Origin of the sequence: Curtobacterium sp. MCLR17_031 (assembly GCF_003234775.2) — a bacterium.
Lineage (GTDB): Bacteria > Actinomycetota > Actinomycetes > Actinomycetales > Microbacteriaceae > Curtobacterium > Curtobacterium flaccumfaciens.
This window is the reverse complement of record NZ_CP126270.1, coordinates 369,203-393,293: the sequence shown is the minus strand read 5'-3', so window position 1 is coordinate 393,293 and position 24,091 is coordinate 369,203. Positions and strand designations below refer to the sequence as shown.

The 24,091-nt window shown below is 71.7% G+C and carries 23 protein-coding genes; 11 read left to right on the top strand and 12 right to left on the bottom strand.

Annotation, left to right across the window (positions count from 1 at the left end):
• The first annotated feature begins 26 nt into the window (after positions 1–26).
• Positions 27–1,220 (top strand): NAD(P)/FAD-dependent oxidoreductase, encoded by a 1,194-nt coding sequence (locus DEI96_RS02020; protein ID WP_111024713.1) that lies wholly within the window; start codon positions 27–29, stop codon positions 1,218–1,220.
• 156 nt (positions 1,221–1,376) lie between these two features.
• Here the strand turns inward: DEI96_RS02020 and DEI96_RS02015 are convergent, their stop codons facing one another.
• From DEI96_RS02015 to DEI96_RS02000, 4 genes are all read right to left on the bottom strand, one after another.
• Positions 1,377–2,447, bottom strand: a complete 1,071-nt coding sequence (locus DEI96_RS02015; protein ID WP_111024714.1) for an alpha/beta fold hydrolase — start codon at positions 2,445–2,447, stop codon at positions 1,377–1,379.
• A gap of 70 nt (positions 2,448–2,517) precedes the next feature.
• Positions 2,518–3,300 carry an SMP-30/gluconolactonase/LRE family protein gene (locus tag DEI96_RS02010; protein WP_258372980.1) on the bottom strand — a complete coding sequence of 261 codons (783 nt, stop codon included), beginning with the start codon at positions 3,298–3,300 and terminating at the stop codon, positions 2,518–2,520.
• A 244-nt stretch (positions 3,301–3,544) separates the two neighbouring features.
• Entirely contained in the window at positions 3,545–4,378 is an 834-nt protein-coding gene (locus tag DEI96_RS02005; RefSeq protein WP_017886500.1) for a DUF1206 domain-containing protein, read from the bottom strand.
• A gap of 127 nt (positions 4,379–4,505) precedes the next feature.
• The gene (locus DEI96_RS02000; protein WP_111024715.1) at positions 4,506–5,672 is read right to left on the bottom strand and encodes an RtcB family protein; all 1,167 of its coding nucleotides are present in this window, start codon (positions 5,670–5,672) and stop codon (positions 4,506–4,508) included.
• Positions 5,673–6,176: 504 nt separating this feature from the next.
• Between DEI96_RS02000 and DEI96_RS01995 the strand changes: the two genes are divergently transcribed.
• Both DEI96_RS01995 and DEI96_RS01990 read left to right on the top strand, forming a co-directional pair.
• Complete coding sequence (locus DEI96_RS01995) at positions 6,177–7,997, top strand: glycoside hydrolase family 15 protein (RefSeq protein ID WP_111024716.1); 1,821 nt, start codon at positions 6,177–6,179, stop codon at positions 7,995–7,997.
• A 47-nt stretch (positions 7,998–8,044) separates the two neighbouring features.
• Positions 8,045–8,647: a DnaJ family domain-containing protein gene (locus DEI96_RS01990; RefSeq protein ID WP_027464989.1), complete on the top strand. Its 603-nt coding sequence runs from the start codon at positions 8,045–8,047 to the stop codon at positions 8,645–8,647.
• Between the two features lie 375 nt (positions 8,648–9,022).
• Here DEI96_RS01990 and DEI96_RS01985 read toward each other — a convergent pair whose 3' ends face one another.
• A complete protein-coding gene (locus tag DEI96_RS01985) occupies positions 9,023–9,703 on the bottom strand; it encodes a hypothetical protein (RefSeq protein ID WP_071247112.1) in 681 nt (226 codons plus the stop codon).
• 195 nt (positions 9,704–9,898) lie between these two features.
• Between DEI96_RS01985 and DEI96_RS01980 the strand changes: the two genes are divergently transcribed.
• The 6 genes from DEI96_RS01980 to DEI96_RS01955 all read left to right on the top strand — a co-directional run bounded on the left by DEI96_RS01980 (position 9,899) and on the right by DEI96_RS01955 (position 15,006).
• Positions 9,899–12,355, top strand: coding sequence for a phosphoketolase family protein (locus tag DEI96_RS01980; protein WP_111024897.1), 2,457 nt, complete (start codon positions 9,899–9,901; stop codon positions 12,353–12,355).
• Positions 12,356–12,448: 93 nt separating this feature from the next.
• A complete protein-coding gene (locus DEI96_RS01975; protein ID WP_111024898.1) occupies positions 12,449–12,778 on the top strand; it encodes a hypothetical protein in 330 nt (109 codons plus the stop codon).
• Positions 12,759–12,974, top strand: a complete 216-nt coding sequence (locus tag DEI96_RS01970) for a hypothetical protein (protein ID WP_110893998.1) — start codon at positions 12,759–12,761, stop codon at positions 12,972–12,974. The genes DEI96_RS01975 and DEI96_RS01970 overlap by 20 nt, the downstream gene beginning before the upstream one ends.
• A gap of 33 nt (positions 12,975–13,007) precedes the next feature.
• Positions 13,008–13,691 (top strand): fumarylacetoacetate hydrolase family protein, encoded by a 684-nt coding sequence (locus tag DEI96_RS01965; protein ID WP_111024899.1) that lies wholly within the window; start codon positions 13,008–13,010, stop codon positions 13,689–13,691.
• A gap of 153 nt (positions 13,692–13,844) precedes the next feature.
• Entirely contained in the window at positions 13,845–14,819 is a 975-nt protein-coding gene (locus tag DEI96_RS01960; protein ID WP_146246977.1) for a sugar phosphate isomerase/epimerase family protein, read from the top strand.
• Positions 14,820–14,829: 10 nt separating this feature from the next.
• On the top strand, positions 14,830–15,006 hold the full coding sequence (locus DEI96_RS01955) for a hypothetical protein (protein WP_155896953.1): 177 nt from the start codon (positions 14,830–14,832) through the stop codon (positions 15,004–15,006).
• Positions 15,007–15,316: 310 nt separating this feature from the next.
• Here DEI96_RS01955 and DEI96_RS01950 read toward each other — a convergent pair whose 3' ends face one another.
• From DEI96_RS01950 to DEI96_RS01940, 3 genes are all read right to left on the bottom strand, one after another.
• Positions 15,317–15,472: a hypothetical protein gene (locus DEI96_RS01950; RefSeq protein WP_181440601.1), complete on the bottom strand. Its 156-nt coding sequence runs from the start codon at positions 15,470–15,472 to the stop codon at positions 15,317–15,319.
• A 157-nt stretch (positions 15,473–15,629) separates the two neighbouring features.
• Positions 15,630–18,164: an ATP-dependent DNA ligase gene (locus tag DEI96_RS01945; protein ID WP_111024901.1), complete on the bottom strand. Its 2,535-nt coding sequence runs from the start codon at positions 18,162–18,164 to the stop codon at positions 15,630–15,632.
• Positions 18,161–19,051, bottom strand: a complete 891-nt coding sequence (locus tag DEI96_RS01940) for an SDR family oxidoreductase (protein ID WP_111024902.1) — start codon at positions 19,049–19,051, stop codon at positions 18,161–18,163. Before DEI96_RS01940 ends, DEI96_RS01945 begins: the two co-directional genes overlap by 4 nt.
• Before the next feature lie 135 nt (positions 19,052–19,186).
• Between DEI96_RS01940 and ku the strand changes: the two genes are divergently transcribed.
• Entirely contained in the window at positions 19,187–20,209 is a 1,023-nt protein-coding gene (gene ku, locus DEI96_RS01935; protein WP_111024903.1) for a non-homologous end joining protein Ku, read from the top strand.
• A 4-nt stretch (positions 20,210–20,213) separates the two neighbouring features.
• Here the strand turns inward: ku and DEI96_RS01930 are convergent, their stop codons facing one another.
• Positions 20,214–21,026: a cupin domain-containing protein gene (locus tag DEI96_RS01930; protein ID WP_111024904.1), complete on the bottom strand. Its 813-nt coding sequence runs from the start codon at positions 21,024–21,026 to the stop codon at positions 20,214–20,216.
• A 142-nt stretch (positions 21,027–21,168) separates the two neighbouring features.
• On the opposite strand from DEI96_RS01930, the gene DEI96_RS01925 reads away from it, so the two are divergent.
• Entirely contained in the window at positions 21,169–21,780 is a 612-nt protein-coding gene (locus DEI96_RS01925) for an antibiotic biosynthesis monooxygenase (protein ID WP_035809639.1), read from the top strand.
• Here DEI96_RS01925 and DEI96_RS01920 read toward each other — a convergent pair.
• From DEI96_RS01920 to DEI96_RS01910, 3 genes are read right to left on the bottom strand one after another with little or no spacing between them, the layout of a single operon-like run.
• Complete coding sequence (locus tag DEI96_RS01920) at positions 21,698–22,411, bottom strand: TetR/AcrR family transcriptional regulator (protein ID WP_181440602.1); 714 nt, start codon at positions 22,409–22,411, stop codon at positions 21,698–21,700. The genes DEI96_RS01925 and DEI96_RS01920 overlap by 83 nt on opposite strands.
• A complete protein-coding gene (locus DEI96_RS01915; RefSeq protein ID WP_111024906.1) occupies positions 22,408–23,118 on the bottom strand; it encodes a DUF998 domain-containing protein in 711 nt (236 codons plus the stop codon). Before DEI96_RS01915 ends, DEI96_RS01920 begins: the two co-directional genes overlap by 4 nt.
• A gap of 19 nt (positions 23,119–23,137) precedes the next feature.
• Positions 23,138–24,082 carry a Ppx/GppA family phosphatase gene (locus tag DEI96_RS01910; protein ID WP_111024907.1) on the bottom strand — a complete coding sequence of 315 codons (945 nt, stop codon included), beginning with the start codon at positions 24,080–24,082 and terminating at the stop codon, positions 23,138–23,140.
• Positions 24,083–24,091: the final 9 nt, after the last annotated feature.

The window sequence follows — 24,091 nt, the reverse complement described above, 5'->3', positions numbered from 1 at the left end:
GCACCACAGCACCGCCAGGAGGCGTCATGACCGACTTCCGCTACCTCATCGTCGGCGGCGGGATGGTCGCCGACGCCGCTGCCCGCGGCATCCGCGAGCTCGACACCGACGGGTCGATCGGCATCCTCAGCGAGGACGTCGACCGGCCCTACGCCCGGCCCGCGCTGTCGAAGAAGCTCTGGACCGACCCGGACTTCAGCTGGGACGACAAGGTCGACCTGCACACCGAGGAGACCGGAGCGCAGTTCGTCCTGGGAACCGCGGTCACCGCGATCGACCGTGCCGCGAAGACCGTCACGACGGCCGACGGCGCGACCCACGGCTACGAGCGACTCCTGCTCGCGACCGGCGGGAAGCCCCGCGGGCTGCCGGGGCTGTCCCCGTCGGCACGGGTGCTCGACTACCGCAGCGCGTCGGACTACCGCCGGCTACGTGAACTCGCGGACGCCGGAGCACACGTCGCCGTCGTCGGCGGCGGGTACATCGGTCAGGAGATCACGGCGGGCATCGTGCAAAACGGTGCGCGCGTCACGCTGGTCGACCCGGACGAGGTCGTCGGCGGACGGATGTTCCCCGACGACCTGGCCCGGGCGTTCCAGCAGCGCTTCGTCGACCACGGCGTCGAGCTCCGCACCGGCCGCCGGGTGTCCGAGGGCACCGAGACGGCCGACGGCGTGCGACTGACGCTCGACGACGGCTCCGTGGTCGAGGCCGACGCGGTCGTCGCCGGACTCGGCATCGAACCCGCGACGCAGCTCGCCGCCGACGCCGGACTCACCGTCCGCGACGGCATCGTGGTGACCTCGACACTGCTCACCGACGACGACTCCGTGTTCGCCGCCGGTGACGTCGCCGAGTACCCGGACCGGATCCTCGGCACCCGCCGGGTGGAGCACGTCGACAACGCCCAGCAGCAGGGTCGGCAGGCCGGCCGCAACCTGGCCGACGCCGACGAGACCTACGACCACACGCCGATGTTCTACTCCGACGTCTTCGACATGGGGTACGAGGCCGTCGGACAGGTCAGCTCGAAGCTCCGCACGGTCGAGGACTGGCAGGACCCCACCGTCACCGGCGTCGTCTACTACCTGGACGACGACGACACGGTCCGGGGCGTGCTGCTCTGGAACGTGTGGGACAAGACCGACGAAGCCCGCAAGGTCCTCGCCGAGGCGAACGCGCTGACGCCCGACATGCTGCCGGGCCGCATCACACCCTGACCGCTCGCCCGTCGCGGTGGTCGCGACGCCCTGGAGGCCCGGTGCCGGTCCGTCGGACCGGCACCGGGCCTCCAGGCGGTCACCCGCAGATCGCGACGGACGCTGGTCCGACCGTGGTCGCTACTTCGACGGTGCTGGCTACTTCGACCGTGCTCGCTACTTCGACTCCGGCGCGACCTCGTCGACGACCGCCCGGCGGTCCGCCGGGTCGACCGGCAGGTCGTCGCCGTCCGCCATCGCGACGGCGTGTGCGGACTTGGCCGCCTCGAGCGTCTCGTCGTCGTTCCGGGCCATCCCGAACAGCTCGATGAACCGCGACTTGACCAGCAACCAGGCATCCCCCGGGCTGAGCCGCGCCAGGTCCGACGACGTCGAGTCGTCGCGCACCCGCTGCAGCGACGACACGCCCCGGTCGGGGATCCGGTGGTCGACGTGCGCCACCGCGAGCCGCGCGACCGCGTCGGCCTGCGCGTGCATGACCGAGTGTGCGCCGTCGACGACCTCGCGGAGGACCGCGTACGGGAACACCCGCGCCAACCGACGGACCCAGTCCCGCGGCACCATCGCGTCGTGCTCACCGCGGACGATCAGGGTGCGGGCCTGCACGAGGGCGGCGCGCTCCTCGATCGGGAACGCGATCATCCGCGGCAGGACCTTCCGGAACCAGTGCCAGCCGCACAGTGCGTACGCCGTGATGCCGTGCCAGCGGACCGCGGCGGGCTCGTGCAGCGTCGACCGGAGGAACCGGAACGCCGACTGCCGCACGGTCCGTGCCGACGAGTCGACCACCGGGCTGATGAGCACGAGGTCGGAGATCCCCGGACGGCGGGCGGCGACCTCGGTGACGACCTGGGTGCCCATCGAGTGCCCGACCAGGACCGGGTCCTGGAGCCCGAGGTCGTCGATGACCCGCTCGACCGCGTCGGCGTAGCGCTCGATCGAGACCTTCCCCCGGAACCGCGGGACCCCGGCGAAGCCCGGCAGGTCGAGCGCGTGCACGGGACCGTTCTCGTTGAGGTGCGGGGCGAGCCGCTCGTAGTACGTCGAGGCGATGCCGAGCCCCGCGACGAGCACGAAGGCCCGCTCGCCCGGCTCACCGATCGAGCTCACCCGGACGTAGGTGCCGTCGACCGCGACCCGGTCCACCTGCACCGTGACGTCGGCGTCCTCGGCCTCGGCGAGCTCGCCGGCCGGGTCCGGCCGCGGTGCCTGGCGTTCGTCGTCCACGTGGGTCTCCTCCGGTCGGGCGGTCGCCCAGGATACCCGGCCGCCGTCCGCACGGGCGGCGACGACGTGCTCAGCCGCTGAAGGTGTTCGCGGGGAACCCGTGCACCGACGTCGGCACCGCGAAGACCGCGCCGGACCGGGGCGCCTGCTCCAGGTCCTGCTCGGTGAGGTTCTCGCGGGCCGTCCCGACGAAGAGCGTCGACATGTCCGGGCCGCCGAACGCCACCGACGTCGGGTTGGCGACGGGGAGCTCCACCGTCTCCAGGTGCGAGCCGTCCGGCCCGTAGCGCTCGACGCGGGCCCCGCCGTAGATCGCGCTCCAGAAGCAGCCCTCGTCGTCGCGGACCAGGCCGTCGTGCGCCTGACCGACGATGAACGGCTCGAGTTCGCCGAGCTCGCCGTCCGGGCCGTACGACCCCCGGAAGACCGTCGAGGCACTGGTGTCGGTGACGTACATCGTGCTGCCGTCCGCCGACCACTCCATGCCGTTCGTCACGCCGAAGCCGCCGCGGAGCACCCGGGTCGTGCCGTCGGCGTCGATCGAGTAGAGCGCCGCGTCGGGTTCGCCGGTCGTCACGTTCATGCTGCCGACCAGGAACCGGCCGAACGGGTCGCACTTGCCCTCGTTGAACCGGTTGCCCGAGGTGCTGTGGGTGACGCGGGCGATCTCGCGCTCCACGGCACCCTGCTCGTCGGTCACCACGACGGTGTCGCCGAGGGCCGCGACGAACCCGCCGGAGACCCGGGGCTGGAAGCTGGCCAGCGGGGGCGGCAGCGGCACGCTCGAGCGCACGGTGCCGTCGGCCTCGGCGGTGTTCAGGGTGCCGAGGGTGATGTCGGCCCATCGGAGCAGCTGTGCGGACGGGTCCTAGACGATGCTCTCGGCGAGGACCGCTCGGGCGTCGGCGAAGACGGTCGCGGGGCCGGTGGTGGCGTTGGTGCGCATCGACCCCGTCTACCGCGGGGGCGGTCCGTGCCCGCTCAGGCGCGGCGGCGGCGAGTTCACGGGCTCAACGACACTTCACGCCCGCTCCGGCCCGTGAGGTGTCGCGCAGTGCGAAAGTCCGCGCCGGTCCGGTCGTCCGTGCGCCCGCGGGTCAGAGGCGGGCGAACCGCGCGCGGAAGAAGCTGTAGACGCCGAAGGCCAGGAACCCGATGCCGATCGCGACGAGGACGAACACCCCACCGGGCATGCTCCGCACCGCGTCGAACGCGGCGTCGAGGCCGGTGGCCTGGTCGGGGTCGCTCTGCAGCCCCGCGACGGCGATGAGCACGCCCACGATGACCACGGCGATCCCCTTGCCGACGTACCCGACGACGCCGAGCACGGTGACCACGCGGTCGAGCTGGCCCGACGGTCGCGTGATCTGCTTGCGGAACGACCGGCGGCAGCCGATCACCACGAGGCCGATGCCGACCGCGACGGCGATCGCCCCGGCCAGGACCAGCACGAACACCCCGCCCGGTGTCGCGAGGGTCTTCGCGGCGGCGCTCTGCGACGAGCTGCTCGAGCTCGACCCGGCGCCGAGCGCGTACGAGGCCGACGAGTACGCGATCACGCCGTAGACCACGGCCTTCGCGACGTCCTTCAGCCGGGCGAGCCAGCCCCGTGTGGTGTCGGAACGGCCGCCGACGATCGCCTCGACGACCAGGCGCACGGTGAGTGCGGCCGTGCCGACGGCGATCAGCCAGAGCAGGAACACCCCGCCGGGGACCGCGGCGATCTGCTGCAGCGCACCGGACTGGTCCGTCTCGCCACCGGAGGACGCGTTGCCGATGCCGAGCAGGATCGCCAGGTACCCGATCAGCAGGTGGACGATGCCGCTGCCGACGAACCCGGCGCGTGCCGTGACCTCGAACCAGCGGCTGTCGGCCGCCCGCCGGACCTGTCGGCCGGTTTCCTTCGCTGCGTGCTCCGCCGTGTCGCTCATCACGCACCAGCGTGCCCGACGCGTGCCGTCCTGTCCGGGGCGCGCCGGGCCGTGCGGTCCGCCCCGTGGCGGACGGGAGGCCCGTGGCGGTGCCGCCACGGGCCTCCCGTCCGCTGGTGGGCGCGTCTCAGTCGCCCTTCACGTTGACGACCTGCCGCAGGGTGTGCCGGATCGACACGAGGTCCTCGGCGTCCGCCATGACCTGGTCGATCGGCTTGTAGGCCGCCGGGATCTCGTCGAGGAACGCGTCGGTGTCGCGGTACTCGATGCCGGCCATCGCCTCGCGCAGCTGCTCGTGGGTGAAGGTCCGCCGGGCAGCGCCTCGCGAGAACAGCCGACCTGCACCGTGCGGGGACGACTCGAGCGAGGGCTTGTTGCCGAGCCCCTCGACCACGTACGAGGCGGTGCCCATCGACCCCGGGATCAGGCCGGGCTGACCGGCCTTCGCCTGGATCGCACCCTTGCGCGAGACCCACACGGACTTGCCCCAGTGCGTCTCACGCTGCGTGAAGTTGTGGTGGCAGTTGATCCGCTCGCGCTCGTCGACGGGCGTGCCGACGGCCTCGGACAGCTGCCGCACGACGCGGTCCATCATCTCCTCGCGGTTGAGCAGCGCGAAGTGCTGGGCCCACCGCAGCTCGGCGATGTACCGGTCGAACTCCGGCGTGCCCTCGACCAGGTACGCCAGGTCGGGGTCCGCCAGCTGGATCCACCAGCGCTCCATGGCCTTCTTGGCGACCTTGATGTGGCGCTGCGCGATCTTGTTCCCGACGCCCCGCGACCCGGAGTGCAGGAAGAGCCAGACCCGGTCCTGCTCGTCGAGGGAGACCTCGATGAAGTGGTTGCCGGACCCGAGCGTGCCGAGCTGGTTCCGCCAGCCGCCGTGCACGCCGTCGGGGTCGAACCCCGCGGTCTCGGCCATCGCCTCGAGCTCGGCGATCCGGGGTGCGGCGGTCGCCACGATCTTCCGGTTCGACGCACCGGCCGACAGCGGGATCGCGCGCTCGATCTGCTCGCGCAGGCCCTGCAGGTCGGCGGGCAGGTCGGTGGCCGTGAACTGCGTGCGGACCGCGATCATGCCGCAGCCGATGTCCACGCCGACGGCCGCCGGCATGATCGCGCCGAGGGTCGGGATGACCGACCCGACGGTGGCCCCGAGGCCCAGGTGTGCGTCGGGCATGAGGGCCAGGTGCGGGAACACGAACGGCATGCGCGCGGTCGTGCGGGCCTGCTGCTCGGTGTTGTCCTCGAGCATCGAGGCCCAGCTGAGCAATCGGTCGTTGATCTTCTTCATGGAGTCGTCTCGCTTTCGTGACGGTCGAGGTGACGGTCCGAGACGGTCGCACGCCGGGCCTCCTGGTCGTCGCCGGACGTGGCGGACGGAGGGAAGCGGTGCTGACGAACGCCCCGGGCCGGGTGGGCACGGGGCGTCGTGGGACGTCGCGTGCCTACGCGGGATAGCGGAGGGACCACTGCTGCTCGGGCAGCACGGCGGCCGCGGCGAGCTGGAGCTCGACGCGTTCCTCGTTGTGCTGCACGCTGCGCATGCGCGGTCCTTCCGGTGTGCCCGGGGCGGGCGGTCTGCCTGATCGGCAGGAGGACGACGCTAGTGCGACACGCCCGGGATGCGCAAGCCGCGTGGGCGTGTCGGCTGGGCGCCGAGGGTTCGCCGGCGGCTGTCCTGGGGTGCTCCGGCGGTTCGCCGGTGGTTCTCCACAGGCGGGAGGCCCGGCGTGCGTTCTCCACGAGGGGTACGTCCGCCTGATGGTCGCCACCGGGGCCGGGGCAGGCTGGACGCATGACCGAGCGCACGCGAGACACCCCCGACGCGACCGAGAACGAGGAACGGACGAACGGGTACGTCCCGCTCCGTTCGTACGGCGCGATCGGCGACGGGCGGACGGTCGCCCTCATCGCACTCGACGGCCGGATCGACTGGCTGCCGATCCCGTCGATGGACTCGCCGCCGGTGTTCGCGAGCATCATCGACGCCGAGCACGGCGGACACGTCGCCCTGCGGCCCGTGGACGACCAGGCGCAGGTGTCCCGCGCCTACCTGCCGGGGACGAACGTGCTCGTGACGACGTGGACGACCCCGTCCGGCACCGCCACCGTGACCGACGCCATGGTCACCGGTGTGGCCGGACGCCTGCCCTGGGCTGAGATCGGCCGCTGCGTGCAGGGGGTCGAAGGGTCGGTCGAGATGGAGTGGGCGGTCGTGCCCGGCACGATCCTGAACACCGCGGAACCGCGCCGACTCGACACCGCGAACGGCACGGTCATCGGCGTCGACGGCGTGACCATCGCGATCGTCGAGCAGGGCTTCGAACCGGTGCACGACGACGGGCCCCGCTTCTCCGGGCGGTTCTCGACCGCCGAGGGCTCGAAGTCGATCCTGACCATCGTCGGCACGCACGACGAACCGATCTTCCTGCCGGAGCCGGAGCGCACGCTCGAAGGAGTCGACCGGACGATCGAGAACTGGTCGACCTGGTCGAAGGAGTTCAGCTACGACGGCCCCTGGTCGGACGCGGTCCAGCGCAGCGCCCTCGCCCTGAAGCTCCTGATCTTCGCCCCCACCGGCGCCATCGCCGCGGCCCCGACGACGAGCCTGCCCGAGGACCGCACCGGGGGGAAGAACTGGGACTACCGGTTCGCCTGGGTGCGCGACCTGGCGTACACGGTGCACGCGCTCACCCGCTTCGGCCTGCGCGAGGAGACGCACGCCGCCGTGTCGTGGGTGATGCGCACGATCGCCGAGCACGACGAGACGATGCCGATCTTCTACGGGCTCGACGGGTCGAAGAGCGACACCGTCGAGGAGCGTGACGTCCCGGGCTGGAACGGCATCGGGCCGGTCACGATCGGCAACCGCGCCGGTGACCAGCTGCAGCTCGGGGTCTGGGGCGACGTGTTCGAGATCATGCGCCAGTACGTCCGGGCCGGCAACGTGCTCGACCGCAAGACGGCGGCGGTGCTGCAGGAGCTGGCCGACGACGCGTGCCACCGTTGGCCGGAAGCAGACTCGGGTATGTGGGAGCTGCAGGAGGCGCAGCACTACACGACGAGCAAGATCGGCTGCTGGCAGGCGCTCGACGCCGCGGTCGAGCTGCACGACGCCGGGATGATCGACGGCCCGCGCGAGAAGTGGATCGAGAACCGCGAGCTCATCGAGGACTGGGTCGCCGAGCACGGGTGGAACGAGGAGCTCGGCCACTACGTCATGTACCCGGGTACCGACGCGCTCGACTGCTCGATCCTGCTGCACGCGATGTCGGCGTTCGACCGCGGACCGCGCATGGAGTCCACGATCCGGGCGATCGAGGAGCAGCTGCAGCACGGCCCGCTCGTGTACCGGTACTCGGGCATCCAGGACGAGGAATCGCCCTTCGTGGCGTGCTCGTTCTGGCTCGCTGCGGCCCTGGCCTGCGTCGGACGCGTCGACGACGCGAAGCAGCTGATGGACGACATGGTCGCGCAGGCGAACGACGTCGGCCTGTTCAGCGAGATGCTCAGCGCCGTCGACGGGGACTTCATGGGGAACATCCCCCAGGGGCTGTCGCACCTGGCGCTCATCCAGGCCGCGCTGACCATCGAAGAAGTCTCAGAGAAGTCCTGACCGGGCTGGACGAACCGTCGGGGGGCGCGGGGCATCATGGTCTGACGATGAACGACGTCGATGCACGGATGGACCGGCTCCGCAGGGCCGCGCGCTACCGCTACCAGCAGCTCGTCGACCAGGAGATCGAGCGGGGGTCGCTCGACCCCGACGAGGTGCGGTCGGAACGTGAGGAACGTCGGCTGCTCAAGGCCGCCGACGTCGCCGCGCACGCCCGGGCCCAGATCGCGGAGGCCGAGCGCCGCGGGGTCTTCGAGGGCAACCCGTACCACGGCAAGCCACTGCCGGGACTCGACGGGCAGCACGACCCGGACTGGTGGATCAAGTCGAAGATCGAGCGTGAGGACATCCGTGGCATCGCGCCGCCGGCCCTGGCGCTGCGGACCGAGGACGCCGAACTCGACGATGCCCTGGACGCCCTGTCGCTCGAGACCGACGTGCGCGACGTTCTCGTGGACTTCAACGCGCGGGTGAAGGAGGCCCGGCGGCAGCTGCTCGGCGGGCCGCCGGTGGTGACGCCGATGCGCGACGTCGAGGCCGAGGTGCTCGCGTGGCGGGAGCGCCGCGAGGTGCGCATGGCTTCGGCCGCGCGGGCTGCTGAGCAGGCGCGGCTCGAGGCGAAGCCCCGGCGGTGGTGGCGGCGCCGCTGAGCGGTGGCGCGGTGCGGACCGGGCGGTTCGGGGCCGGGGTTTCGCGCTGAGCGACAGTTCTCGCGGACGCGACCGCGTGCGGTGTCGCTCAGCCCGTGACGACGGCGGCCGCCGGTGCGGTGTGCGCACATGACGGACGGGAGGCCCGGTGCCAGCTGGCACTGGGCCTCCCGTCCGTCGTGTGCGCCCGTTCTTTCCCATCGCGCGCGCGTTGGTTCGCAAGAACGGGCGTACCTGGTCGAAAGAACCCACCAGGTACGCCCGGTTCCGCCAGGTACGCCCGGTTCCAACAGGCGCACGACGCTCGCCGCGCAACGCAAGTCGGCCCGGGCCACGCTGCTGCGTGGTCCGGGCCGACTGTAGTGGTGCGGGGTGTTACTTGATCTGTGCGGTGATGGTGGCGGTGCCGACGAGGAGGCCGCGCTTGACGGCGTCGGTGCCGAAGGTCTTGTTCAGCAGGCCGGCGGCGTCTTCGCTGATGTGGACGGTGGTGCCGGTGAGGATGGCGTTGTCGCCCTCGAGCTGGAGGGGCTTGAGGGAGCCGCCGTGCAGCTCGAACAGGAACGCGTTGGCCGCGGCGACCTTGCCGTTGACGAGGACGTCGCCGTAGAGCTTGGACGAGCCCGGGTTCACGACGAAGTTCTCCAGCGTGACGGTGGTGTCACCGGCCTTCAGGGTCAGCCCCGAGTCGTCGTGGTTCAGCAGGCCCTGCACGTACGGGCGGTAGTTGCCATCCGGCGACCAGTAGGTGACCGACCCGGCGGTGATCGGGAACGACACCGACCCGTCAGCCAGGGTCGCATCGCCGGAGACGCCGGGGGTGAGCTTCAGGGCGGTGAGGGCGTCGGTGAAGCCGGAGTCGAGCTTCACGGCGGTGGAGCCACCGAGGACCTCGGGGACCGAGGCGACGGGTGCGGGGATCTTCGACGACGACGAGGACACCGTGTGGACGTTCGGGGTCGCGGCCTGGGCGGAGGAGATCCCGAACGCGGCACCGCCGAGGACGAGGGCGCCGGTCGTGGCGAGGGTGATGGAGGTCTTGAGGCTCTTACGCATCGTGATCAGTCCTTTGCTCTGGAGGCGCTCCGGCCGGTGGCCGAATGTGCACTGTGCACACACTGAGTACCGGCCAACTGTGACCGGAGAGCGCCCTGGGCTTTTGCCCTGTGCAAGTCATTCGGCGCCCCCGCCCGAACGGTTTGGGACGAGTTTCCTGAGGTGCTGCAACCCGGTGTTTCGTACCGTGTACCCATGGCTCCAGCACACATCTCCACCACCGACCGGCTCCGGGCGGTCGACGCCTGGTGGCGCGCCGCCAACTACCTGACGGTCGGGCAGATCTACCTGCTGGACAACCCGCTGCTCAGCCGGCCGATCGAACCCGACGACGTCAAGCCGCGGCTGCTCGGCCACTGGGGCACCTCCCCCGCACTGAACCTCGTGTACGCGCACTGCAACGCGCTGATCACGGAGACCGGTCGCGAGTTCCTGTACATCTGCGGCCCGGGGCACGGCGGTCCGGCGATGAACGCGAACGCCTGGCTGGACGGCACGTGGAACGAGCTGTACCAGGACGTCGACCTGCAGCGGTTCTTCCGCCAGTTCTCGTTCCCCGGGGGCATCCCGTCGCACGCCGCCCCGGAGACCCCCGGCTCCATCAACGAGGGCGGTGAGCTCGGCTACTCGCTGTCGCACGCCTACGGTGCGGCGCTCGACAACCCGGACCTCGTCGTCGCGTGCGTGGTCGGGGACGGTGAGGCGGAGACCGGTCCGCTCGCCGGTTCGTGGCAGGCGCACACGTTCCTCGACCCGGTCTCCGACGGTGCCGTGCTGCCGATCCTCAACCTCAACGGCTGGAAGATCGCGAACCCGACCGTCCTGGCCCGCATCCCCGACGAGGACCTCACCGCGTACTTCCGCGGGCTCGGCTACGACCCGATCGTGGTCGACTCCCGCCGCGTCGACGACGACCCGTACGCGGTGCACGCCCTGTTCGACGGTGCCCTCCGACGCGCCCTCGCCGGCATCGACGACATCCAGGCCGCTGCCCGTGCCCAGGCCGCCCGCGCCGCCGCGGGGCAGCCCGCCGGTGCCGCGGACCTGCGTCCGCGCTGGCCGATGATCGTGCTGCGCACCCCGAAGGGCTGGACCGGCCCGAAGGAGGTCGACGGCGAACAGGTCGAGGGGACCTTCCGGGCACACCAGGTGCCGCTGCCCGCGGTGCGCGAGGACGACGGCCACCGTGCGCAGCTCGAGGAGTGGATGCGCTCGTACCGCCCCGAGGAGCTCTTCGACGAGGACGGCCACCCCGTCGGCATCATGACCACGATCCGTCCGACCGGTGACGAGCGGATGAGTGCCACCCCGCACGGCAACGGCGGTCGGCTGCGGACCGCGCTCGACCGGCCGCCGCTCGAGCCGTACGCGGTCGAGGCCGGTTCCACGGCGTCCGCCACGGGCACGCTCGGCCCCTGGCTCGCCGCACTCATCGAGAAGAACGCCTCGACCTTCCGACTGTTCGGCCCGGACGAGACGATCTCGAACAAGCTCGACGCCGTGTTCGACGTGACCTCGCGCGTCTGGCGGGCCCAGCGCGCCGCCGGCGACGAGCACGTCGCCGCACGCGGGCGGGTCACCGAGGTCCTGTCCGAGCACCTGCTCGAGGGCATGCTCGAGGGCTACGTGCTGTCCGGTCGACACGGGATGCTCAACACCTACGAGGCGTTCGCCCACATCATCGACTCGATGGTCGGGCAGTACGCCAAGTGGCTGGAGTCCTCGACCGACATCGACTGGCGGGTGCCGGTGTCCAACCTGTCGCTCCTGCTTTCGTCACACGTCTGGCGACAGGACCACAACGGGTTCTCCCACCAGGACCCCGGGTTCCTCGACGTCGTCGCGTCGAAGCAGCAGGACCTCGTCCGGATCAAGCTGCCGGCCGACGCCAACACGCTGCTCGCCGTCGCCGCGCACGCGATGGAGACCACGGACCGCATCGAGGTGATCGTCGCGGGCAAGCACCCGGAACCGGTCTTCCTGTCCCTCGACGACGCGGTCGCGCACGCGGCGGCCGGTCTCGGCGTGTGGGACTTCGCCGGCACCGAGCAGGCCGTCGGGAAGGTCGATGTCGTGCTCGCGTGCGCCGGTGACGTCCCCACGGTCGAGGCGATCGCCGCCACCGACATCATCCGGAAGCACGCTCCCGGCGTCGGGGTCCGCGTGCTCAACGTCGTCGACCTGCTGGCGCTCGGTGACCCGCGCAAACACGAGCACCCGATCCCGGACGAGCAGTACGACGCGCTCTTCCTGCCCGGCACGCCCACGGTCTTCGCGTTCCACGGGTACCCGACCCTCGTGCACCAGCTGACGTACCGCCGGAACGGGCACGACGACCTGCACGTGCACGGGTTCCTCGAGCAGGGCACGACGACCTCGCCGTTCGACATGCTCATGCGCAACGAGATGGACCGCTTCGCACTGGCCCACGACGCCCTGACACGGGTGGACGCCGAGGTGCACGCCGACCTGCTCACGAAGCTGTCCGAGGCGCGTGACGCAGCGAGGACCTTCGCGTACACGAAGGGCGAGGACCACCCCTCCCTCGCGGGCTGGGAGTTCGCGGGCTGGCCGCAGGACGAGCCCGCCAGCGGCGGGACCGGCGGCGACCCGGGTGCGGGCGAGACCGAGGCGGCCGCGCCCGGCAACTGACGCACTCCTCCACAAGCCTGGAGGCCCGGAGCGCCCTCCACAGGACCGGTCACGCCCGTCGCGTGGCCGGTTCCGTGCTGTCAGGGTTCCGGCATGGACATCGGCTGGATCAGCGCGCTCGTGTCGGTCACGAGCGCGTCCGTTGCGCTGGGTGCGCTCGTCGCCTCGGTGCTCGACGGGCGCGCAGGACGCCGAAATGCAGAGTTCTCGGTGCACCGCGACCTGTGGTGGCAGCGTTGGTCATGGGTCGCCGACCGGGCGACCTCGGACGACGAAGGACAGCGCGCGGCCGCCGGTGTGATGTCCGCTGCGCTGGTGACCCGCAGTTGGACGACCGCGGACGACCGCTGGGTCGGCCAGGCACTCGACGACCTGACCGCAGCGACGATCGAAGGAGCGAACGATGATCTCGAAGCTGAGTGACAAGGACTTCAAGCGCTGGCTCGACGGACGTGAACTGACGACGCCCGCACTGCTGGCGGACCCGCACTACGGGCCCATGATGCGGGCGAAGGGCGCCGAGGAAGAGCTCCGTCAGGCGCGCATCGAATGGCGCGAACGCCAGGAGCGCGCACGGGCGCGGAAGCTCAAGGACGAGGCGTCCTTCGGTGAGAGCTGAACCGATGCCCTGCGAGCCTGCCACGCTGGGACCGTGACCGAACTCGTCATCCCGGCCCCGAGCCTCCCGACCGTGCCCACGACGACGGACGCGCGTTTCCCCGTCCGCCGGGTGTTCTGCGTCGGCCGGAACTACGCCGCGCACGCCCGCGAGATGGGCCACGACCCGGACCGCGAGCCGCCGTTCTTCTTCACCAAGCCGGCAGACGCGGTCGTGGTCGACGGCGCCGACACCCCGTACCCGCCGCTGACGCGGCAACTGGAGCACGAGGTCGAGCTCGTCGTCGCGATCGGCACCGGCGGCACGGACATCGCCGTCGCCGACGCGCTCGCACACGTCTGGGGGTACGCCGTCGGGATCGACCTCACCCGCCGCGACCTGCAGGCTGAGGCGAAGCGACTCGGGCGGCCGTGGGACACGGCCAAGGGCTTCGACGCCTCGGCACCGATCGGGGCGATCACCCCGGCGGCCGAGGTCGACCCGACCAGCGGCGCGATCGAGCTGACGGTGGACGGGGAACTCCGGCAGTCGGGCGACCTGGCCGACCAGATCTGGTCGGTCGCCGAGACGATCGCGGCCCTGTCACGGTCCGTGGCGCTCGCGCCCGGCGACCTCGTGATGACCGGCACCCCGGACGGCGTCGGCGTGCTGGAACGCGGCGCCGTGCTCGTCGGCACGATCGCCGGCGTCGGCGAGGTCCGGACCCGGATCGTCTGAAGCACGTGTCGGCGATGTGTCGACGGGCTGGGAGCCTTCGCAGGCAGCACGGGTAAGTCTTGGGCATCGTCGCGGGTGGGGCCCGCGGCGGACACGGGGCGGCGCATCGCGACGGGGCGACGCGGACACCTCGGGACTGCCGGAGGTACCACCGTGCTGGAACACGACCTGCTCGCCACGTCCTGGACGTGGGCGGGCGACGAGAGCATCCGCGACCGCGTGCACGCCGTCGGCGCCGCCGGGTTCGCCGGCCTGTCGCTGTCCCTCGACGACCTGCACGAGGTCCGCGCGACGACGGGGTTCGCCGAACTGCGCCGCATGCTCGACGCCGCCGGCATCGTCTGGGTCCAGCTCGGACCGCTCGACCGGTGGTGGACGTGCACGAGCCGCACCCAGGACGAGGACGCCGACCGCGGGGTCGTGCTCGAGGCCGCGGCGACGCTGAGCGCCTGGCAGGTGGTGGCGCGCGCCGACACCTCGTTGCCCGGAGCATCCCCCGCGACGATGGCCGACGACTGGATCGTGCTCGCCGACCAGGCCGAGGCCGTCGGAGCGCAGCTCGTGCTCGAACCGGAACCGTGGTCGAACCTGCCCACGATCGAACGGGCCTCCCGCTTCGTCACCGCTGCCGGCCACCCCAACGGCGGCCTGCTCATCGACGCCATGCACGCACTCCGCGGCGGTTCCACCCTCGCGTCGATCCGGCAGGGCGTCGCACCCGGGGTCCTCGCAGCCGTCGAGCTGAGCGACGGACTGCTGCACACCCCGAGCGGGATGACCCTCGCCGAGGAGTCCCGGACGGCACGGTACCTGCCCGGTGCGGGGGCGTGGGACCTGCCCGGCTTCGTGCGGACCGTGCGCGAACTCGGGTTCGACGAGCCGTGGGGCGTCGAGGTCCGGACCCCCGCGCACCGGGCGATGCCCGTCCGCGATGCGCTCCGGACGGCCGTGGCCGCCACCCGTGCGGTGCTCGACGCCGCCGACGCGTTCGGCGCGCCGGCCGCCCCGGCGATGCCCTCGACGCCCGCACCGACGTCAGCGGTGGACTTCGAGCCACCGCACACCGGCCGGCACGACCCGACGCACGGAGCCCGCCGTCGGGACGCCGACACAGGGACGCCCGCGTAGGTTGCTGGGCATGACCGATCAGGCAGCACACGACGACGACCTGCTCCGCCGTTCCCAGGAGTCCATCGACGAGGCCAAGGCCGCCGCGGCCGAGGTGGTCGAGCCGGAAGAGGACGAGCTCATCGAGGAAGACGCGCCCGTGGCCGACCACGCGGTGCCCACCGACGGCCCCGCACCCGCGGCCTGACCCCGCCCTGATCCGACGGGATCCCCCGCACCGACGAGATCGCCGGGCGACCATCGAGGTCGCCTGGCGTTTCTTCTTGCCGGTCGTGTGACGATCCGGTCACTCGGCACGTCTCACCAGTGGACCCACCGGTTGCGCTTCGGCGAGCCCGGTGCGGGGCCTCGTGGTCGGTCTCCCTGAACCGGCTGGTCACGTGCCTCGGCGACGGTCCGTGCGCTCCCTGATCCAGCGTGCGGGCCGTCGGGTCTGCCAGACCCGTCGAGCAGTCAGGTGTCCAGACCGTCCCGGTCAGGTGTTCGGGCCGCCCCGGTCAGTCGTCGTCCTCGTCAGCGAGGAAGTCCGCGTACCGGACCTCGGTCTCCGTGGCGCCGCTGCCCCGTTCGACGGTCCGCTGCGACAGGTCGTCCCCCGCGATCGCGACGCGCTCTGCAGCCGTGTAGGGCGGCAGGTACTTGCTCGATTTCATCTTCGAAGCCCCCTTCGTCCCGGCGAACGTAACAGCCCGTGACCGATCGTGGCCAGCGGTGCCGATACTGTCCCCCACGCAGGCTCGGGACGGGGGACGGATGTTCGCCACCGGCGGACCCCATGCGCACGCATGTGGCAACAGCGAGCGGAGTGCCTCAGGACTCCCGCACGACGTCGTCCGGGTCCTTGTCCACCCGCCACCCGCGCCACGACGGCTGCCGGAGCCGTCCGTCGCCGGTCCACTCGGCGAACTCGACCTCGCCGACGCGCTTCGGCGTGACCCAGTGCGCATCCCGCGCGTCGGGTCGTGGGACGTCGACGAACGGCGGGGTCTTCCGTTCCAGCGGTGCGAGGACACCGGCGATCTCGTCGAGGTCGCGGTCACGGAACCCGGTGCCGACCTTGCCGACGTACTCCAGCCCGTCGGGGCCGGGCACTCCGAGCAACAGCGACCCGATCCCGCCGGCACGCCGACCGCTGCCCGGTTTCCACCCGCCGACGACGACTTCCTGCGTGGCGTGGTGCTTCAGCTTCAGCCAGGCCTCGGACCGCCGCCCCTCGGCGTACTTCGACGACCGCTTCTTCGCGACGACGCCCTCGAGTCCCTGCTCGCGCGATGCGGCCAACACCGCGTCGAGGTCGCCCTGCACCGCCGGCGGCACGTCGATCGCACCGCCGGGGTCTACGACCGTCTCGAGTGCCTGCCGCCGGGCGTCGTAACCGAGCCGCGTGAGCTCGTGCCCGTCCGCCTCGAGCACGTCGAACAGCAGGAACCGCACGGGCGTGGTCTCCTGTGCGCTCCGGACCTCGCGCGCCTTCGTCAGGCCCATGCGGTTCTGGAGCAGCTGGAACGAGGGTCGGCCGCGATCGTCGACGGCCACGATCTCACCGTCGAACACGCCGTCCACGCCGGCCCGCTCGCCCAGTTCCTGCAGCTCTGGGTACTGGGCCGTCAGGTCGTTGTCGTTGCGGCTGCGCAGGGTCACGGATCCGTCGCGGACCGTCGCCAGCGCGCGCACGCCGTCCCACTTCATCTCGAAGGCCCAGTCGGCCGGGTCCAGCCGGGTCTCCCCCTTGGCCAGGGTCGCCTGCATCGTCCGGCGCTCCGACGGTGGGGTCTCGGCGTCCGCGGTCCCGCTGATCCGTCGCTGCCCGGCGCGGTGCGCATCGCCGTGCCCGTCCGACGGCCGCTCCGACCGTCGCGCCGCCGCCGGCACGGCAGAGCCGCTGCCGTCCGCCAGCCGTTCGGGTTGTTCCTTCGTGCGGTGGATGAGCCAGTTCTTCTCGTCCCCGCCGCCACGGCCGCGGGTGTGGAGCAGCGCGAGACGGCGAGCGCCGCCGGCCCGACCGTGCAGGGTGACGATGACCTCCTGCCCCTCGCGCCACTTCTCGAGCTCGTAGGTGCCGTCGTCCCAGATGGTGACCGTGCCGCCGCCGTACTCGTCCTTCGGGATCGTGCCCTCGAACGACCCGTACTCGAGCGGGTGGTCCTCGGTCTGCACGGCCAGGTGGTTCTTGCCCGGGTCGGTCGGCTCGCCCTTCGGCAGGGCCCAGCTCACCAGCACCCCGTCGTGCTCGAGCCGGAAGTCGTAGTGGTCGCGGGTGGCGTGGTGCTCCTGGATGACGAAGGTCGGTGTGCCGTCCTTCCGCACGGTGGGCGCTCCCTCGGGCACGGGCTCCGGCGTCTTCGAGGCGTCCCGCTTCGCCCGGTAGGCGGCGAGCCGGTCACGTGCGGGCTGCTCGGCGTCGTTCGCGCGCTCGGTCCGGTCGCTGTCCCAGTGACCGTGGTCGTCGCGCCCGACGGCCAGCGAGGCGGAGGCGACCGGGTGCAGGAAGTCCCCACGGGCCTCCAGGCGTTCGAGGACCTCGTCCAACGTGAGCTGCGCGAGCCCGCGTTCCTCGAGCTCCTTCCAGGTGCGGGGCGCCGCGACCGTCGGCCGCTCGCGGCCGCGCAGCGAGTACGGGGCGATGGTCGTCTTGTTGCCGTTGTTCTGCGACCAGTCGACGAAGACCTTGCCCTTCCGCTCGGCACGGCTCATCGACGACAGCACCAGGTCCGGCAGGTCCGTCTCGAGCGCCTTGGCCAGCTCGTGGGCGACGTCGGAGACCTGCGCGGTCGTCGCCTTGCCGTCGAGGGCGGCGTACAGGTGGATGCCCTTGGAGCCGGACGTCACCGGGTACGGGTCGAGTCCCATGCCGTGCAGGATCTCGCGCGCGGCCACGGCGACCTCGACGCACTCGGGCAACCCGACGCCGTCACCCGGGTCGAGGTCGAGGACGAGCCGGTCCGGGTTCTGCTGCGCGCCGCGTGGGCCGAACCGCCACTGCGGGACGTGCAGTTCGAGCGCGGCCTGCTGCGCCATCCACACCAGGGTCGGCAGGTCGTCGACGATCGGGTACTCGTTGTCGTGCTCCGAGTGGTGGATGGTGTGGTGCCGCACCCAGTCGGGGGCCGAGTCGGGCAGGTTCTTCTCGAAGAAGACCTTGCCCTCGACACCGTTGGCCCAGCGCTTCCGGGTCACCGGGCGGTCCTTGACGTGCGGGATCATCCACGGCGCGACCCGCTCGTAGTACTCGATCACCCGACCCTTGGTGGTGCCGGTCTCGGGGTAGAGCACCTTGTCGGTGTTCGTGAGCGCGAGCCGACGGTCCCCGACCAGGACGACGGTCTTGCGCGAGGCGGGACTCACAGCGCCACCCCGGTCGCTCCCGCCACCGTCAGGGTCGTGCCGGACGTGTACGACGACTCGGGCCCGGCCAGGTAGACGTAGGCGCTGCCGAGCTCGACGGGCTGGGCGGGACGACCGAACGGGGTGTCCTGGCCGTACGCCGCGATCTCGTCGCCCGGGTAGCTGATCGGCTGCAGGGGCGTCCACACCGGCCCGGGCACCACCGTGTTGGCCCGGATGCCCTTGCTGGCGAGCTGCCGCGCGAGCCCGTTCGTGTAGGTGATGATCGCGGCCTTCGTCGCGGCGTAGTCGATCATGCGGTCCTGTGGCTGGTACGCGGACACCGAGCTGGTCGTCACGATCGCGCTGCCCGGCGCCATGTGCGGGACCGCGGCACGGACGAGCCAGAACAGCGAGTACAGGTTGACCTTCATCGTGCGGTCGAAGTCCTCGGTGCTCTGCTCGGTGACGTCCTCGTGCACCTGCTGGTGGCCCGCGACCAGCACGAGCGCGTCCAGGCCGCCGAGCTCGCTGACGGCGTCCTGCACCAGGACGTCGCAGAAGGCCTCGTCCGTCAGGTCGCCAGGCAGCAGCACGGCCTTGCGCCCGAGGTCACCGATGACGTCGCGGACCTGTTCGAGGTCCTCGCGCTCTTCGGGCAGGGCGTTCAGGGCCACGTCGGCCCCTTCCTTCGCCATCGCGATCGCCGCGGCGCGCCCGATGCCGGAGTCCGCGCCCGTGACGAGCACCCGGTACCCGCGCATCCGCCCGGTGCCCATGTAGCTCGTCTCGCCGTGGTCGGGGGCGGGGTCCATCGCACTCGCCAGCCCGGACCCCTGCTGGGTCTGCGCGGGGAACGGCGGACGGGGGAACTGGTCGCGCGGGTCCTGCTTGTCGAGCTGGCTCATGGGCCCATCGTGCTCGCGCCGGCCTCGCGGCGGTCCAGCGAACCGGACATCCGTGGAACGATCCCCCGGACGGCCGACCTGTGGAGGAACCGACGGCTCCGGGCACGCACGCGTGCGGGCGGGCATCATGTGCGCATGAGGTCGATCTGGAAGGGCTCCATCGCGTTCGGGCTCGTCAACGTGCCCATCAAGGTCTACGCGGCCACCGAGACGCACGACGTGTCCCTGCACCAGGTCCACGACGAGGACAAGGGCCGCATCCGGTACAAGCGGGTGTGCGAGTTCGGCCACGAGGTCGAGTACGCGGACATCCAGCGCGCCTACGACGACGGCGACAAGACCGTGGTGCTCACCGCGGACGACTTCAAGCAGCTCCCCGAGGAGCAGTCGCACGAGGTCGAGGTGCTCGAGTTCGTCCCCGTCGAGCAGGTCGACCCGATGATGTTCGAGAAGACCTACTACCTGGAGCCCGACTCGCGCTCGCCGAAGGCGTACGTGCTGCTGCGCGAGACCCTGGCGAAGACCGACCGTCTGGCGATCGTGCAGTTCACCCTGCGGCAGAAGACCCGGCTCGGGGTGCTCCGGGTGCACGACGAGGTCATCCTGCTGCAGGGGCTGCTCTGGGGCGACGAGGTCCGCGCCGCCGACTTCAAGACGCTCGACACGACGGTGAAGGTCAGCGCCAACGAGCTGAAGATGTCGTCCTCGCTCGTCGAGAGCATGTCCACCGACTTCGACCCCGACCGCTACACCGACTCCTACCAGGAGGAACTGCAGCAGCTGATCGACGCCAAGCTCGAGGCGGGCGACGACATCGACACCGAGAAGACCTTCGGCGCGCAGGACGACGAGGACGACGACGAGGGCGGTGACGTGCTCGACCTGATGGCCGCCCTGCGTGCGTCCGTCGACAAGAAGCGGACAGGAGGCTCGGGGTCGCGTTCGTCGTCGACCGCACGGTCGTCGTCCGGTTCCGGCTCGGGCACGTCCGGCTCGGGCACGTCCGGCTCCGGCAGGAAGGCGCCGGCGAAGAAGGCACCGACCAAGAAGGCTGCCGAGAGCACGACGGAGAAGGCCCCCGCGAAGTCGGCGCCGAAGAAGGCACCGGCGAAGAAGGCCCCGGCCAAGAAGCCCGCCGCCAAGAAGCAGGCGAGCTGACGGCTCAGGCCGCGGTCGACCCGCCGCCCGCCAGGCGCTCGAGCGTGGTGAACACCTCGGCGTACTGCTGGCGGAGCGCTGCCCACCCGGCGCCGGTGTCGATCGACTCCGGGTCCTCGACGGGCACCGCGTACCCGTACTGCGCCCGCGGGACCGGGTCACCCGGCAACCGGAGCTCCTGGGTGAACGCGCCGCTCGCGGCCTCGAAGGTCAGGGTGTGCGATGCGATGTTCCGGCCCCAGTCCGCGGACGGCCACGACATGAACGCGACGTGCCGCATCCCCTCGGCGGGATCGGTCGCCGAGACGTAGCAGCCGTGGTGGTCCTCCCCCGGGGACAGGATCGTGTACGTGCCGTTGTCCCGGTAGACGAGCAGGGCCTCGGCGAAGGGCTTCGGTGCGTACATCGCGGTGTAGCGCAGCGCGTGCACGAACTGCGGCCGGCCCAGCGGGACCGTCACGAGCGCGCTGCGGGCCGGCCCCTCGCTGGCTGGTGGCTCGCCCGGGGTCGACGCCGCTGCACCTGCCGGCAGGTGGGCGACGTAGAGCAGCTCGGCGTCCTCCGTGCCGGCGCTGCGGCCGTCGTGCACGATGCGCGGCTCCTCGACCAGGGCCTGGCCCGGCCCGACGACCCGAGTGGCCTCTTCGGTGACGTGCGTCAGCGCACCGCGCACCACCAGTCCGGTCTGGCGCGCGTCGTGCACGTGCCAACCGGTCGACGCACCGGTCGGGAGCGTCAGCCGCCGCACCTCGTACGTGCCGCCGTCGGGCCCGTCGACGGTGGCGATGAGGGTGGTGGTGGGCTCGGGGTGGGGCATCGGGGTCCTCTCGGTGGTGCGTTCGCCAGATGATCGTCTTGCACCCGCCTGGGACGGTGGTCGAAGGACGACGCGGATCCGTTCAGCCGGCGCGCGCGGCACGTGTCACGAGCCGGAAACACGGGTCCGGGACACTGGTCGGATGACTCCACAAGAGCCTGGGAGCCTGCAGTCGTCATCCGAGACCGCAGGCCCGCCCGTCACCGTCTCCGTCACCCGCCTGGTCGAACCCGACCGCATCCCCGAGGTCACCCGCTGGGTGCAGTCCGGGGTGAACCTGGCGAACCGCTACCCCGGCTTCCTCGGCTCGGGGTGGGTGCGTTCCACCGCGCAGTCCCGCGAGTGGCACATGCTCTACCGGTTCGCCGACCACGACTCCCTGGCGACGTGGGAGAACTCCGACGACCGGCTGCGCTGGCTCGACCTGGGCCGTGACCTGGTGGTGGAGTCCCGCGTCGAGAAGCGCACCGGCATCGAGGGGTGGTTCGACGTCCCGCAGGACGCCCCGGCCTCGAGCGCTCCCCCGCGGTGGAAGCAGTCCGTGAGCATCTGGCTCGGCTTCTTCCCGGTGAACCTCGCGTTCACGTACCTGACGGCCTGGCTCGTCCCCGCGTTCGCGCACGTCGCGATCCTGCCCCGGGTGCTCATCACGACCGTCGTGCTCACGCCGATCATGACGTTCTGGGTGCTGCCGTTCGTGACGAAGCTGATCCGTCCGTGGCTGCTCGCTCCGCCGAGGTCCGAGCGGGCCTAGCCGACGGCCCCGAGCGGGCCTGGCCGCCGACCCCGAGCGGCACGGGCCCGTCGTGGCCGAGGGCGTCCCATCCGATCTGCAGCATGTGCGGCCGGGCCTCCGCCGCGGAGGCCTCGGTCTCGTACGTCAGCGCGAGCATCACGATCGCACCGAACGCCCCGGAGACCCGTGCACGCCGGTCGAGCGGGGTGGCCGTGGCGTCGGCCATGTCGATGCCGAACACGTCGAGGAGCGTCGCTGCGACCGGTTCGAGCCGGACGCCGACGTCGTCCCCGCGTCGCAGGGTGAAGGCCGCGAGCGCGAGCTCAGCCCACCCCGGCCGGACGAGGGCGAGGTCGGCGATGCCCGCGAGCGCCGCGGCGTCGCGGGGCTCCCCCACGGGGGCGGCGGTGGCAGCTGCCCGGATCGCCTCGGTCTGCGCGGTGCACTGCGCGAGCGCGGCCTCGACGAGCAGCTCCTTGCTCGTGAACCGGGCGAGGATGCCCGCCTTCGAGTAGCCGGCCTGGTCGGCGACGGCCTGCACGGCGGTGTCCTTGATGCCGCGTCGGGCGATGAGTCCGGCGGTGATGTCCAGGACGCCCCCGTTGATCTCCTCGGCGGAGGGCCGAGCACGGCGCCCAGGGCGGGTCACGCGCCGACCGCCGAAGCCCGCGCCGTCCGCAGCCGCCGCGTCCCCGCGACCAGCAGAGTGATCCCGGTCAGGAGCTCCCACGCGACGATCGTGTACACGGACGCACGCTCCCACACGCCGTCGGGGAGCACCTCGATCACCGTCGACGACGAGTCCACGACGAGCATCACGAGGGAGACGAGGCCGACGATCCCGAGCACGACGCTCGCGATCCGGTAGCCCGCCGGTGCCCACAGCGCCCGGGACCCGATGCCGGCGGTGATCGCCACGAGGTTGCCGGTCGTGATCGCTGCCGCGGCGCCGAGCACGTGGAACACGATGGTGCCGCCGTCGGTGCTCGTCTGGCTGCCGTGGAACGAGCCGACCAGGACCATCCCGACCAGGTGGACCACGGCGAGGACCGCGGTCGCCATCCGCGCACGGCGGGACGCGGCGCGGAACACCACGGCGGCGAGCACCGCTGCGATCCCGAACAGGACGCCCTGCCCGATGAACGTCGTGTTCATGAGCACGTGCAGCGGTGAGTCGATCGGCCGCCCCTGGAACGTGCCGACGTCGGGGACCCCGAGGTCGGAGATGTAGTTCGTCGCGTAGCTGTAGCCGGGGAACGCCGACGCCGAGACGGCTTCGCCGACGAGCCATCCGACTCCCGCGACCGTCCAGAGTGCGCCGGGGACGAGCACGCGGGGAGTGTCCGATCTGGTCATGTACTGACCATAACGGTCACTACTGGGAGTTGCCCAGCACCGACAGCTGGTCGAGCCGCTCGAGGATCACGCCCTCGCGGAGCGCCCACGGGCAGATCTCGAGGGCCGGCAGGTCGAAGATGTCCAGGCACGCCTCGGCGACGAGCGCGCCGGGCACCACCTGGTGCGCCCGGCTCGGTGAGACACCGGGCAGCGCCGCGAGCTCGTCGACCGACATCGTGAGCAGTTCCGGCAGCCGCTGCCGCAGCACCGCTCCGTCGAGCGCGCGCGGCACCAGGGGCCCGGCGGCCGACGGGGCGGCACCGCAGACGCGGGCGATCGACCGGAACGTCTTCGACGTCGCCACGGCCCGGTCCGGACGCCCCGAGCGGAGCAGCCGTCCGGCGTCCCGGGCGATCTCCACACGGATCTCGTGCCGGATGCGGCGGACGTCGTCCTCGGTCGGGGTGCCGGCCGCGAAGTAGGAGCGCGCCAGGCGTGCGGCGCCGATCGGCATCGACCACGCGACGTCCGGCGCCTCGTCGGCACCGCCGGCGATCTCGAGCGAGCCACCGCCGATGTCGAAGACCGCCAGGCGACCGGCGGACCAGCCGAACCAGCGGCGCACGGCCAGGAACGTCAGCCGAGCCTCGTCGGAGCCGGACAGGACGGCCAGTTCGACCCCGGTGGAGGCCTCGACGTGGGCGAGCACGGCCTCGGAGTTGCCGGCATCGCGCACCGCCGAGGTCGCGAACGCGAGCATGTCCTCGCAGCCGCGTTCTTCGGCGACGCGGACGGCGTCGGCGACGAAGGCGGTCAGGGCGTCGATGCCCTGCTGGGTCACCGCGCCCGAGTCGTCGAGGTGCTCGGCCAGCCGCAGCGGCTGCTTGAACGAGGACGCCGGCAGCGGCGCGGCGCCGCCGTGGGCGTCCACCACGAGCAGGTGGCCGGTGTTGGACCCGATGTCGAGGACTCCCACGCGCATGGGGACAAC